The 13,128-nt window shown below is 64.0% G+C and carries 10 protein-coding genes; all 10 read right to left on the bottom strand.

Annotated elements, in window-relative coordinates; genetic code table 11:
• Window positions 1-31: 31 nt before the first annotated feature.
• The 10 genes from WDO72_14700 to rpsG all read right to left on the bottom strand — a co-directional run bounded on the left by WDO72_14700 (window position 32) and on the right by rpsG (window position 13,123).
• Window positions 32-1,900, bottom strand: coding sequence for an assimilatory sulfite reductase (NADPH) flavoprotein subunit (locus WDO72_14700; GenBank protein ID MEJ0086924.1), 1,869 nt, complete (start codon window positions 1,898-1,900; stop codon window positions 32-34).
• Window positions 1,901-1,910: 10 nt separating this feature from the next.
• Window positions 1,911-3,866: a sulfate adenylyltransferase subunit CysN gene (gene cysN, locus WDO72_14695; protein ID MEJ0086923.1), complete on the bottom strand. Its 1,956-nt coding sequence runs from the start codon at window positions 3,864-3,866 to the stop codon at window positions 1,911-1,913.
• The gene (gene cysD / locus WDO72_14690) at window positions 3,867-4,838 is read right to left on the bottom strand and encodes a sulfate adenylyltransferase subunit CysD (GenBank protein ID MEJ0086922.1); all 972 of its coding nucleotides are present in this window, start codon (window positions 4,836-4,838) and stop codon (window positions 3,867-3,869) included.
• Between the two features lie 206 nt (window positions 4,839-5,044).
• Entirely contained in the window at window positions 5,045-5,758 is a 714-nt protein-coding gene (locus WDO72_14685; GenBank protein MEJ0086921.1) for an NADPH-dependent F420 reductase, read from the bottom strand.
• A gap of 115 nt (window positions 5,759-5,873) precedes the next feature.
• Window positions 5,874-7,751 (bottom strand): bifunctional diguanylate cyclase/phosphodiesterase, encoded by a 1,878-nt coding sequence (locus WDO72_14680; protein MEJ0086920.1) that lies wholly within the window; start codon window positions 7,749-7,751, stop codon window positions 5,874-5,876.
• A gap of 169 nt (window positions 7,752-7,920) precedes the next feature.
• Entirely contained in the window at window positions 7,921-8,895 is a 975-nt protein-coding gene (gene cysB / locus WDO72_14675; protein ID MEJ0086919.1) for an HTH-type transcriptional regulator CysB, read from the bottom strand.
• A gap of 30 nt (window positions 8,896-8,925) precedes the next feature.
• Window positions 8,926-9,237: a 30S ribosomal protein S10 gene (gene rpsJ, locus WDO72_14670; GenBank protein MEJ0086918.1), complete on the bottom strand. Its 312-nt coding sequence runs from the start codon at window positions 9,235-9,237 to the stop codon at window positions 8,926-8,928.
• Between the two features lie 59 nt (window positions 9,238-9,296).
• Window positions 9,297-10,487, bottom strand: a complete 1,191-nt coding sequence (gene tuf / locus WDO72_14665) for an elongation factor Tu (protein ID MEJ0086917.1) — start codon at window positions 10,485-10,487, stop codon at window positions 9,297-9,299.
• A 43-nt stretch (window positions 10,488-10,530) separates the two neighbouring features.
• Window positions 10,531-12,618, bottom strand: a complete 2,088-nt coding sequence (gene fusA / locus WDO72_14660) for an elongation factor G (protein ID MEJ0086916.1) — start codon at window positions 12,616-12,618, stop codon at window positions 10,531-10,533.
• Between the two features lie 25 nt (window positions 12,619-12,643).
• Complete coding sequence (gene rpsG / locus WDO72_14655) at window positions 12,644-13,123, bottom strand: 30S ribosomal protein S7 (protein MEJ0086915.1); 480 nt, start codon at window positions 13,121-13,123, stop codon at window positions 12,644-12,646.
• Window positions 13,124-13,128: the final 5 nt, after the last annotated feature.

The raw sequence follows: 13,128 nt of genomic DNA, 5'->3' as shown, positions 1-13,128 counted from the left end.
GGATGAAGACGTCGCGGGAGGATCGAGAACTTCAGTAGACATCGCGTAGATACCGTCCATCAGCGGTGAGATCGGACACCCAGGCCTGGGCGTCATCGGCATCGAGGTTGCCCTGCTCGCGCGCCACGTCCAGCAACGCGGCATTCACGTCGGGCGCCATGGCCGAGGCGTCTCCGCATACGTAGAAATAAGCGCCGTTCGACAGCCAGGCGAACAATTCCTTGCCGGCCTGTCGGATGCGATGTTGCACGTAGATCTTTTCCGCCTGGTCGCGCGAGAACGCGACGTCGAGGCGATGTAATGCCTTGCGCTTCAACGCCTGCTGCCACTCGAGCTGGTACAGGAAATCGTGATACAGCGAGCGGCCGCCGAAGAACAACCAGTTGCGCCCGGAGGCGCCGGTGGCTTCGCGTTCCTGCAGGAAGCCGCGGAACGGGGCCACGCCGGTGCCGGGGCCGATCATGATGATGTCGCGCGAGCCGTCCGCGGGAACGCGGAAGCGATCGTTACGCTCGATCCACACCTGGACATTGCTGTCCGCCGGCGTGTTCACCACGAAACTGGACGCGGCGCCTGCGAGCAGACGGCGATCCGTATCGCTGCCGACCACGGCGACCGTCAAATGAGCTTCATCGCCCACCGCCGTCGGGCTGGAGGCGATCGAGTACACGCGCCCGCTCACGGGACGCAGCGCCGCAACCAGCGCCGCGGGTGTCCATTCCGCCGGGTAGCTAGCCAGCACGTCGGACACCTGGCAGGAGGCGGTCAACTTCGCCATCGCCGGCGCGTTGCCGAGCAGTTCGGAGATGTCCACCTTCGCCTGGGCGGCGACGCTCACCAGCAGCGGACGGGCGATGCGCGTGAGCTCGCGTTCGTCGCGCAGCCATTCGAGCAGCGAGTGCGTCTTGCCCTCGTGGGCCACGGTCGCGCCCGCATCGAGCCGGGTCGCTTTCAGCACCGCGTCGATGGCGGAGTCGGGGTTGCGATGCGCGATGCCGAGCGCATCGCCGGCCTTGTAGAGATTGCCGAGGCCCGGGAATGCCACTTCGACGTGCCGCACTTCGCGTAACGCGCTGCGACCGACGATGCGCTGGTTGGCGAGCACTTCGGCCGTGGCCGGATTGGCGCGCGTGAGCTCCGGCATGGCGGGAGCGACCGGCGCAGTGCTGGCAACCACCGGCGCGGCGGGCGCAGATTTTTCCTTGAATTCGCGCATGCGCGCGAGTGCGTCGTCGGCCCAGGTCTGCGCGAGCTTTTCGAAATCCACGTCGCAGTCGACGCGTGGCAGCAGGCGTTTCGCGCCGAGCTTCGCGAGACGTTCATCGACGACCCGGCCAGCCTCGCAGAACTTGGGATAGCTGCTGTCACCCAGCGCCAGCACCGAGAACTGCAGCTCGGGCAGCTGCGGCGCGCGCTTGGACCCCAGGTATTCGTACAACGCGCGCGCCTCATCCGGCGGATCGCCATCGCCGTGGGTGCTGATCACGACGTACAGCAGTTTTTCCTTCGCGATCTCGCGCGGCTGGAAATCGCCGGCTTTGACGACGCGCGCCTGGACGCCCGCGGCCTGCACGGCGGCAGCCAGCTTCTCGCAGATCTTGCGGCCGTTGCCGGTGTGCGAGGCGGAGATGATGGTGAGTGTGGGCGCCGCGACGGCTGCCGCGACCGGCGCTGGCGTGGCGCCAGCCGCAGCGGGCGCGAGCTGCGCGCGCGCTTGCGCGCCGAGCATGTTGCCTTGAAATCCCGGAATGCTGGACGGCGCGGCCGCAGCGGCGCCGGCGAAGTACCCCGACAGCCACATGAGCTGCTCGCGGTTCAGCTCGGTGGCGAGCTGCTGCAGTTGATCGCGGCGATCCTCCGGGATCGGAAAGTTACCCTGCAGAATGACAGCGCCGCTCACTTGTTAATCCTCATAGACCCGGATCCGCCTGGTGCAGAAAGCCTTTGTTTTCCAGATAACGCAGGATCTGGTCGACCGCGGCGCCAATCTCGAGTTTCGATGTATCGATCGTCAGCTGCGGCGCGACCGGCGGCTCATACGGCGAATCGATGCCGGTGAACTCGCGGATCTGCCCGCTGCGCGCCTTCACGTACAGCCCCTTCGGGTCGCGACGCTCGCATTCTTCCAGCGACGTCGAAAGATAAACCTCGACGAACTTGTCGTCACCCAGGCGCTCGCGGATGTTATTGCGATCCGAGCGGAATGGCGAGATGAACGCGGTGATGACGATGAGACCGGCATCGACGAACAACGCCGACACTTCGCCGATGCGGCGGATGTTTTCGTTGCGGCCCGCTTCGGAGAAATCCAGATCCTTGTTGAGACCGTGACGAACATTGTCGCCGTCGAGCAGGTAGCTGTGATGGCCGCGCTGCACGAGAGCCTGTTCGAGCGCATTCGCAATGGTCGACTTGCCCGACCCCGACAGCCCCGTGAACCACACCACGGCCGGACGCTGGCTCTTCTGGTTGGCGCGGATCGCGGCGGTGACGCGCGTGGGTTGCCAGACGACATCGCTGCTGGTGCGCGCGGTCTGTGTGGGCGCGATGACCATGCCGGCGCCCACGGTGCCGAAATGCAGCAGATCGATGATGATGAACGAACCGGTGGCGCGTGAGAGCTTGTAGTCGTCGACCGCGACCGGCTCTTCCAGCGCGATGCGCACGCGCGCCAGGCCGTTGAGGTCGAGGGCCTCGGCCTCGCGCGTGGATAAATCGTTGACGTCGATGCGATGCTGGATCGAATCGACCAGGCCCTTCACATAACGATGGCCGATCTTGAATTCATAACGTTTGCCGGGCAGCAGCGGCGCCTCACCCATCCAGATGAGGTTGGCATCGAAGGTGCGCGCCAGCGTGGGACGGTGGTCGGGGTGCACCAGCACGTCGCCGCGCGACAGGTCGATTTCGTCCTCGAGCACCACCGTCACCGCCTGGTGCGTATAGGCCTTGTCGAGCGGGCCATCGGCCGTGGTGATCTCGCGCACCTTGCTCGTGCGGCGCGAAGGCAGCGCGAGCACGGAATCTCCGACGGAGATTTCGCCGCTGGCGACGGTGCCGGCATAACCGCGGAAGTTCGCGTCCGGCCGGCTGACGAGCTGGATGGGAAATCGCAGTTCCTTCAATCCTTCGGCGCGGCCTACTTCGATGCCTTCGAGGGCTTCGAGCAGCGTGCGGCCGGTGTACCAGGGAGTCTGAGCGCCGCGGTTGACCACGTTCACTCCGAGCAAGGCCGCGCAGGGTATGACTTCGACATTGTTGACGCCGAGCCGGTGGGCGTAGGCGACGAACTCGCCGGCGATCGCTTCGAAACGGGCCTTGTCGAAATTGATGCGGTCCATCTTGTTGACCGCGAGGATCACGTTCTGCACACCCAGCAACGAGACGATGTGTGTGTGGCGGCGTGTCTGGATGCGCACGCCCTTTTCCGCATCCACCAGCACCACGGCCGCGTCGGCGGTGGAGGCGCCGGTGGCCATGTTGCGCGTGTACTGCTCGTGGCCCGGGCAGTCGGCGACGATGAACTTGCGGCGCGGCGTCTGGAAATATCGATACGCGACGTCGATGGTGATGCCCTGCTCGCGCTCGGCCTGCAGGCCGTCGACGAGCAACGCCAGGTCCGGCACTTCGCCGGTGGTGCCCCAGCGGCGGCTGTCGGTGGCGACGGCCGATAACTGGTCGTCGAATACCTGGCGTGTGTCGTGCAGCAGGCGTCCGATCAGCGTGCTCTTGCCATCGTCGACCGAACCGCAGGTGATGAAACGCAGCAGGTCGATCTCGCGTTGCTGCGCGAGGAACTGCTCGAGCGTGCGTGGCGCTTCGACCGGGTCCTTGGACGCGGCCGGCGTGACCGGGACGGCGGCCATCTAGAAGTACCCTTCGCGCTTGCGATTTTCCATCGCGCCCGCGGATTCGGCGTCGATCGCGCGGCTCTGGCGCTCGGAGGTGGTGGTGCGCAGCATCTCCTCGATGATCTCCGGCACGCTCGCGGCCTTCGACACCTGCGCGCCGGTCAGCGGGTAGCAGCCGAGCGAACGGAAACGCACGTTTTCGAGATGCGGCTTTTCGCCGGGGTTCAACGGCAGACGGTCGTCGTCCACCATGATCTTCATGCCGTCCCTATCTACCACCGGCCGCGGCTTCGAGAAGTACAACGGCACGACCGGGATGTTCTCGGTGTGGATGTACGTCCAGATGTCGACCTCGGTCCAGTTCGACAGCGGGAATACGCGGATGCTGTCGCCGCGGCGCAGGCGACCGTTGTAGAGGTTCCACAGCTCGGGGCGCTGGTTCTTCGGGTCCCAGCGGTGCTGCGCATCGCGGAACGAGAACACGCGTTCTTTCGCGCGGGACTTTTCCTCGTCGCGACGCGCACCGCCGATGGCCGCATCGCAGCCGTATTTGTCGAGCGCCTGTTTGAGCGCCTCGGTCTTCATGATGTCCGTGTAACGCGCGCCGTGCGTGAAGGGTGTGACGCCCGCGGCCTTGCCGGCTTCGTTCGTGTGGACGATCAGTTCGGCGTTGAGGCGCTTCGCCGTCTCGTCGCGGAACTGGATCATCTCCTTGAATTTCCAGCCCGTGTCGATGTGCAACAGCGGGAACGGGATGCGGCCCGGGAAGAAAGCCTTGCGCGCCAGGTGCAACAGCACCGAGGAATCCTTGCCGATCGAATACATGAGCAGCGGCTTGGCGAACTCGGCCGCCACCTCGCGCATGATGTGGATGCTTTCCGCTTCGAGCCGGGCCAGGTGCGTCAGCCTCACCGGCGCGGCGCCGACGCCACGACGCGCAGCCGTGGCGGGTTTGAGGGTCGTAACTGCTTGAACCTGGGCGTGCATGAACCTTTCCGGGAAGCGTAAAAAGCCGGCCAATGGCCGGCATGACGAAGTGCGGGGGACTCTATCGATCCCAAGCCCCCGCCCGGAAAGCATTTTTGGTTATGCAGCAATAACACCCCGGTTACAGGCGGTAAAAGGGGACATGCCTATTTATTGGCCGCCCAGCCGATCACCCCCTGGCCTCTCAATAAATAGGCATGTCCCCTTTATTTGAGGCCGAGGGCTTTGCGCAGTTCGGGAGCTGTCATTCCACGTACGTAAACGGGCGTTCCGTAGTCGAATTCGCGCGCCTGGGCGAGGCTGCCCACGGGTACGGGGTCGAATCCGGCATCGGAGACCAGCTGCGAAGCGATTTTCATCGCCTCGGGGTCATCGGCGGCCAACGGGATTCCGAGGCGTTCCGGCTTGCGAAAGCCCTCACGGGCGAGGGGACCTGAGTTGATGGCATTGAACGCCCGGACCAGGCGTGTCCCCGGCAAGTATTCCGCGGATGCCACCCCGGTGCCGCGCTTGCGATCCCGCACGGCCATGTCGCCATCCCGGCTGGGGTAAGGATTGCCGGTATCGAGCACCACCTTGCCCTTGAGCTCGGCGGCATAGTCACGCCCCACCTCGGGAGTGGCGCCATAGGGCACGGAAATCAGGACGACCTCGCCGAAAGCCGCTGCCTCGCGGGGCGTGCCAACTTTGACGTTGGGACCGATTTCCTTCGCGAGCGCCTGCAGTTGTTCGGGATGCCGCGAGGAGATCAGCAGTTGATGACCGGCGGCGCCCCAATGACGGGCCAGCGCCCCGCCGATCTCGCCCGTGCCGATGATGCCGATCTTGAGAGGATGTGCGGTTTTCGGGACTGGAGCGTCTCCCGCGAAGGCGGCGATCGGCAGCAAGCCGAACAACAGGGACGTTACAAACGCTTTCATGACGGCCTCCCGGGAAATGGTTTGAGCCCGTTCGACCGCGCGGCCCGGAAAAAGGTTCGTATCCGGACCGGCGCGTTTGTCTCTAGCTACAAAGCGGCGTCGCCGACCGGGCCGGTCACGCGCTCTCGTTGCCCGACAACGCGCGTAGCCGCGCGGTCGGCGTTACGGGCTCCGTCGCCAACCGCAGGTTCGCTCGCCGCGTCGGCCGCGTGGCACCAGGCGCCCGCGAAGATTCGGAACCAATCGCGAGCATCTGTACCTGGCCGTCCCGATCGTAGGCGAGCGCGTTGCCGCGCTGCGCCTTGGCCACGCTTTTGCATCGCTGCAGACTCGCCAGAACCTCGTCCTGGGTTTTCAGGCGTTCCGGATCGACGAGCACCGCGCCGATCGAAAGGCTCGCGAGCGGAAAATGCCGTTCCTTGCCGTCACGATCGGGACAGGTGAAACCGCCGCTGGCGCGATGCGCGTCTGAATAGAAATTGACGATCGACGCGTCGAAGCTTTCGAACAGACCTTTGAGCCGCGCGTGCCAGTCGACGTTGCGCAGCATGAGGATGAAATCGTCGCCGCCGACATGCCCCACGAAATCCGTGCCGGAGCAGACCACGTCCCGGAACAGGTCCGCCACGTGCAACAGGACCTGGTCGCCCGCGCGATACCCGTATTCGTCGTTGAAGGCCTTGAAGTAGTCGAGGTCCCCGTGACAGACAACGAATGGCGTCCGCAGCGCCAGCAGACGGAACAGCTCTTCACCGATCTCGCGATTGCCGGGCAACTGCGTCAGCGGGTTGCATTGTTTGGCTGCTTCGAGCTGGTGAGCCGTGATTTGCCGCAGCAGGTCGATCGTGCGTCCGACGCCTAGATAATTGCCGTGCCGCGCGATGATGAAATCTTCGTTGACGCGTGATTGCGCGGAATCCGTCACGAGCCGGCTCACCTGGTCGAGGCGCGCGCGCGCGTCGACCACCACGGGGTCCGCCTCCATGACGCGCGACACCGGCTTGCGGTTGTAGATCTCGGGATACAGCGGCTTGCTCAACAACGTGAGCAGCTTGTCCCGGCGCACGATGCCGAGCGGGCGCTCGTTTTCGACGACCACGATGCAATCCCAATCGCGGTTTTCCTGAAAGTAGCCGAGCACCTCTTCGACCCGCGTGTTGGGACCGACGGCGACGCGCGTGATGGCCAGCTCCTCCGCGCAGTTCGGGGCGGCAGCGGCCTTGCGTGCAACGGCCGCCATTACGGGTATGAACTCCCGCAGCGGCTCGGGTTGCGGCCGGCCCAGCAGGTATCCCTGTAGATAGTCGACGCCCATGTTCCGCAGCAGCTCGCACTGGCGCGGGCGTTCCACCGCCTCGGCGATCACGCGGCTGCCCATCACGTGCGCCATGTCGAGCAGCGAGCGCATCATCTCCGCGGCCACGGTATCGGTATCGATGCGGTCGACGAAGTAGTGATCGACCTTGACGAATTCGGGGCGCAACTCGGACCAGATCTTGAGCCCGGACGTGCCGGCGCCGAGATCGTCGATCGCGATCCGGCAGCCCAGCGCGCGCAGTGGATCGATGGCCGCCAACACCGCGGCGGGTTCGGTGGTCGTGCCGTGTTCGGTGATCTCGAGCACGATGTCGCTCGCCGCCATGTTGACGGCGCCGAGCACCGCTTTGAGCGCATCGACCAGCCGGCGCCCCGCGAACAGCGTGGCCGGCATGATGTTCACGAACAACTTTCCAGGCGCGCGACTCGCGCGGAAACGCTGGATCGCCAGTTCGATCAGCAACAGGTCGAGCTCGACCGTGCGGCCCTTGGCAGCCGCATGTTCGAAAATTTCGAGCGGCGACCCGAACGGGCTGCCGGGCGGGGCACGCACCAGCGCTTCGTGTCCGACGACACTTTCGCCCGCTGCGTCGAGTATCGGCTGGAAGTGGGTGACGAAGAGCCGCCCTTCGATGAGCCCGAGCAGCTCTCCCGGCGGTATGCGGTTGATGGACATTTGCGGCGATCGTAAGGTCGCGCGGCAGTGACGAGTGTGAAACGGGTCGCACGGGATCGCCGTGTCACACAAGATTTTTGGATCGCCACGACGCGGACCAACGAGCCGCCCGGTTTCGATGCGTCACAAATCTGCAGCAATCGGGGCGCGCTTGATGACGCCCGGGATGTCAGTCGTAGCGTGGCAACTCGATCGCGGCGATGAGCCGTTCGCGCTGTGCAGGCGTTGCGCCGAGAATTCTCTCGATACGCTCGCGCGTCAGATGCGGCGCCAGCAACTGGATGAAGTCGTATGTAAAGCCGCGCAGCAAGGCGCCGGCGCGGAAACCGATCCAGGTGATGTGGCTGGGAAACAGATGCCCCGCTTCCACCACCGCCAGGTCTTTTTCGTCTTCGGGCTCGATCGCCATGCTGGCCACCACGCCCACACCCAGCCCCAGCCGTACGTACGTCTTGATGACGTCCGCATCGCGCGCGGTCAGCGACACGTTGGGCTCGAGCCCCGCGCGCGCGAACTGCTGATGCAGCGACGACGGCCCCGTGAAGCTGAACACGTACGTGACCAGCGGATATTCGGCCAGCTGCTGCAGCGTGGGCTTCGCAATCTGCGCCAGCGGATGATCCTTCGGCACGATGATCTGCCGGTGCCACGAGTAGCAAGGCAGCAGCACGAAGTCGGGGAATTTGTCCTGGCTGCCGGTGTTGATCGCGAAGTCGATGCGATCTAGCGACGCCATCTCGGCGATCTGGTCGGAGGTGCCCTGGTGCAGGTGCAACTGCACGTCGGGATACTTCTGGCGGAAATCGCGGATCACGCGCGGCAACACGTAACGGGCCTGCGTGTGCGTGGTGCCGATCGACAGCGAACCGCGATCGGATTGCTTCAGATCCTTGGCCAGCGACTTGAGCGCCTGCGCCTCGCGCAACATGCGCAGCGCGCGCGCCGCCACTTCTTCGCCGGCGGGCGTGAGGCGTTTGAGGGCGCGGCCGTCACGCACGAACAGCGTGAGGCCGAGCTCCTCTTCAAGCAGACGGATCTGCTTGCTGACGCCCGGCTGGGAAGTGTGCAGCGCCTGGGCGGCAGTCGTGACGTTGAGGCCGTTCTGCACGACGGCCGCCAGATATCGAAGTTGCTGCAGCTTCATCGAATGCTCCGCAGCGAATTGACGTTGTTGTTAGTTCAGCTTGAGCTGGACGTCGACGCCGGCCGGCAGCTCGAGCTTCATGAGCGCGTCCACGGTCTTATCCGTCGGGTTCATGATGTCCATGATGCGCTTGTGCGTGCGCAGCTCGAACTGGTCGCGCGCGTCCTTGTCGCCGTGCGGCGAGACCAGCAGCGTGAACTTTTCCATCTTCGTCGGCAGCGGGATCGGGCCTTTGACCGTGGCGCCGGTGCGCTTGGCGGTCTCGACGATTTCGCGGGCCGAGGTGTCGATCAGGCGATGATCGAACGCTTTGAGACGGATGCGGATGTTCTGATTGGCCATGTTCGTATTCCTTCTAAAGAGCACCCGGCTCGCGAAGAGCCGGGTAGATGTTTAATTTCTTACTTCAAAATCTTCGCGACGACGCCGGCGCCGACGGTACGGCCACCTTCACGGATGGCGAAGCGCAGGCCTTCCTCCATCGCGATCGGGTTGATCAGCTCCACCGTCATTTTGATGTTGTCGCCCGGCATCACCATCTCGGTGTTGCCCGGCAGCTCGATCATTCCGGTCACGTCCGTGGTGCGGAAGTAGAACTGCGGACGATATCCCTTGAAGAACGGCGTGTGACGGCCGCCTTCTTCCTTCGTCAGCACGTACACCTCGCACTCGAAGTGCGTGTGCGGGGTGATCGAACCGGGCTTCGCCAGCACCTGCCCGCGCTGCACTTCTTCGCGCTTGGTGCCACGCAGCAGCACGCCCACGTTGTCGCCGGCCTCGCCCTGGTCGAGCAGCTTGCGGAACATCTCCACACCCGTGCAGATCGTCTTCTGCGTCGGAGCAATGCCGATGATCTCGATTTCGTCGTTCACCTTGACGATGCCGCGCTCGATGCGGCCCGTGACCACGGTGCCGCGGCCGGAGATCGAGAACACGTCCTCGACCGGCATCAGGAACGGCTTTTCCACTTCGCGCTTGGGGATCGGGATGTACTTGTCCATCTCCTCCACCAGCTTGATCACGGCCTTCACGCCGATGTCCGAGGCATCACCCTCGAGCGCCTTCAGGGCGCTGCCGATGATGATCGGGGTCTTGTCGCCGGGGAATTTATAGACCGACAGCAACTCGCGCACTTCGAGCTCCACCAGCTCCAGAAGCTCCTTGTCGTCGACCATGTCCGCCTTGTTCATGAACACCACGATGTACGGCACACCGACCTGGCGGGCCAGCAGGATGTGCTCGCGCGTCTGGGGCATCGGGCCGTCGGCGGCCGACACCACGAGGATCGCGCCGTCCATCTGGGCGGCTCCCGTGATCATGTTCTTCACGTAGTCGGCATGCCCCGGGCAGTCCACGTGCGCGTAATGGCGCTCCTTGGACTGGTACTCCACGTGCGCCGTCGAGATCGTGATCCCGCGCGCCTTCTCTTCCGGCGCCTTGTCGATCTGGTCATACGCCATGTACGAACCACCGTTCGTCTCGGCCATCACCTTCGTCAACGCCGCCGTCAGCGTCGTCTTGCCATGGTCCACGTGGCCAATCGTGCCTACGTTGACGTGGGGTTTGTTGCGTTCGAACTTTTCCTTCGACATGACGACGAGCTCCTGAAGAGTTTTTTCTGACTAGCAGTTGAAATTAACGGTTGATGATTCCATCGGCGATGTTCGGCGGCACTTCCATGTACTTGGCAAATTCCATGGTGAACGTGGCGCGGCCCTGGCTCATCGAGCGCACGGTGGTCGCGTAACCGAACATTTCCGAAAGCGGTACTTCCGCCGTGACCGTCTTGCCGGCCGGCGTGTCTTCCATGCCTTGGATCTGGCCGCGGCGGCGATTCAGATCGCCGATCACGTCGCCCATGTAATCCTCGGGAGTCACGACCTCGACCTTCATGATGGGTTCGAGGATCACCGGCTTCGCTTTGCGGAAGCCATCCTTGAATCCGAAGATCGCGGCCATGCGGAAGGAAATCTCGTCCGAATCGACGTCGTGGTACGAACCGTCGAACAACGTGACCTTGGTATCGACGACGGGATAACCCGCCATCACGCCCGTCTCGAGAGCTTCCTTGATGCCCTTCTCGACGGCGGGAATGAATTCGCGCGGCACCGAGCCGCCCTGGATTCCATTGATGAATTCGTTGCCCTTGCCCTGGGCGTTGGGCTCGATCTTGAGCCACACGTGACCGAACTGGCCGCGGCCACCCGATTGCTTGACGTGTTTGCCTTCGCTCTCGATCTGGGCGCGAATCGTTTCGCGATACGCGACCTGCGGCTTGCCGACGTTGGCCTCGACCTTGAACTCGCGCCGCATGCGGTCGACGATGATTTCGAGGTGCAGTTCGCCCATGCCGCTGATGATGGTCTGCGCGGATTCTTCATCCGTCGACACGCGGAACGAAGGATCTTCCTTCGCCAGGCGCTGCAGCGCGATGCCCATCTTCTCCTGGTCGGCCTGGGTCTTCGGCTCCACGGCCACCGAGATGACGGGGATCGGGATGTTCATCTTCTCGAGCGTGATGACTTTTTCGAGATCGGACAGCGTGTCGCCCGTGTAGACATCCTTGAGTCCCACGGCCGCGGCGATGTCGCCCGCGCGCACTTCCTTGATCTCGCTGCGCTCGTTGGCGTGCATCTGAAGCAGGCGACCGATGCGCTCTTTCTTCGACTTGGTCGGCACGAACACCGTGTCGCCCGAATTCAACGTGCCGGAATACACACGGAAGAACGTGAGGTTGCCGACGAACGGATCGTTGAGGATCTTGAATGCCAGCGCCGAGAACGGCTCCTCGTCGCGCGCGGTGCGCGTGATGGCTTCGCCGCGCTCCGAGAGGCCCTTGGTCGGCGGCATCTCGATCGGCGACGGCATGAATTCGATGACGGCGTCGAGCAGCGCCTGCACACCCTTGTTCTTGAAGGCGGTGCCGCACATGCACAACACGATGTCGTTCTTGAGCGCGCGTTCCTTCAGGCCCTTCTTGATCTCGTCGTCGGAGAGCGTGCCGCCGTTCAGATACTTGTCGGTGAGCACGTCGTCGCCCTCGGCGGCGGCTTCGATCATGAGCTGGCGGTATTTCTCCGCTTCCGCCCGCAGCTCGGCCGGGATCTCGCGGTACTCGAACTTCATCCCCTGGGTTTCCATGTCCCAGTAGATAGCTTTCATCTTGATGAGGTCGATGACCCCCTCGAAGGAATCCTCGGCGCCGATGGGCAGCTGGATGGGCACCGGGTTCGCGCGCAGACGCGCGCGGATCATGTCGCACACGCGCAGGAAATCCGCGCCGGCGCGGTCCATCTTGTTGACGAACGCGATGCGCGGCACGTTGTAGCGGTTCATCTGCCGCCACACCGTCTCCGACTGCGGCTGCACGCCCGCGACCGAATCGAACAGCGCAACCGCGCTGTCGAGCACACGCAGGCTGCGCTCGACTTCGATCGTGAAGTCGACGTGCCCGGGCGTGTCGATGATGTTGATGCGGTGTTCGGGGAAGGATTTATCCATCCCCTTCCAGAAGCAGGTGGTCGCGGCCGACGTGATCGTGATGCCGCGTTCCTGTTCCTGCTCCATGTAGTCCATGACGGCCGCGCCGTCGTGAACCTCGCCGATCTTGTGCGATACGCCCGTGTAAAAAAGAATGCGCTCGGTCGTGGTCGTCTTCCCGGCGTCGATGTGCGCCGAGATGCCGATGTTCCGATAGTGCTCTATGGGCGTGATTCGAGGCATGAACTAACTGAAGGCGGTCGTCTGCCTACCAGCGGTAGTGGGCGAACGCCTTGTTGGCTTCCGCCATGCGATGCGTGTCTTCGCGCTTGCGCACGGCGGCGCCGCGGTTCTCGGCGGCATCCATGAGCTCGTGCGCCAGGCGGAACGCCATCGATTTCTCGCTGCGGTCACGCGCGGCTTCGATGAGCCAGCGCATGGCGAGCGTCTGACGGCGCTGCGAACGGACTTCGACGGGCACCTGGTAGGTGGCGCCACCGACGCGGCGCGACTTCACTTCGACGACCGGCTTCACGTTGTCGAGCGCGGTGGTCAGCATGGCCACGGCATCCGGACCCGGCTTGCCGGTCTTCTCGACGATGCGGTCGATCGCACCGTAAATGATGCGTTCGGCGGCGGACTTCTTGCCGCTCTGCATGACCACGTTCATGAACTTGGCCAACATGTCGTTGTTGAATTTCGGGTCCGGCAGGATGTGACGGACGGGCGCTGCTGTGCGACGTGACATTAGTT

It is taken from the genome of Pseudomonadota bacterium (assembly GCA_037200975.1).
Classification (GTDB): domain Bacteria; phylum Pseudomonadota; class Gammaproteobacteria; order Steroidobacterales; family Steroidobacteraceae; genus CADEED01.
This window is presented reverse-complemented; position numbering and strand designations above follow the sequence as displayed.

Excerpts from the sequence above, each read along its gene's own strand:
- cysN (MEJ0086923.1), bottom strand. The coding sequence starts at position 3,866 with ATGGCCGCCGTCCCGGTCACGCCGGCCGCGTCCAAGGACCCGGTCGAA.
- cysD (MEJ0086922.1), bottom strand. The coding sequence starts at position 4,838 with ATGCACGCCCAGGTTCAAGCAGTTACGACCCTCAAACCCGCCACGGCT.
- WDO72_14685 (MEJ0086921.1), bottom strand. The coding sequence starts at position 5,758 with ATGAAAGCGTTTGTAACGTCCCTGTTGTTCGGCTTGCTGCCGATCGCC.
- WDO72_14680 (MEJ0086920.1), bottom strand. The coding sequence starts at position 7,751 with ATGTCCATCAACCGCATACCGCCGGGAGAGCTGCTCGGGCTCATCGAA.
- cysB (MEJ0086919.1), bottom strand. The coding sequence starts at position 8,895 with ATGAAGCTGCAGCAACTTCGATATCTGGCGGCCGTCGTGCAGAACGGC.
- rpsJ (MEJ0086918.1), bottom strand. The coding sequence starts at position 9,237 with ATGGCCAATCAGAACATCCGCATCCGTCTCAAAGCGTTCGATCATCGC.
- tuf (MEJ0086917.1), bottom strand. The coding sequence starts at position 10,487 with ATGTCGAAGGAAAAGTTCGAACGCAACAAACCCCACGTCAACGTAGGC.
- fusA (MEJ0086916.1), bottom strand. The coding sequence starts at position 12,618 with ATGCCTCGAATCACGCCCATAGAGCACTATCGGAACATCGGCATCTCG.
- rpsG (MEJ0086915.1), bottom strand. The coding sequence starts at position 13,123 with ATGTCACGTCGCACAGCAGCGCCCGTCCGTCACATCCTGCCGGACCCG.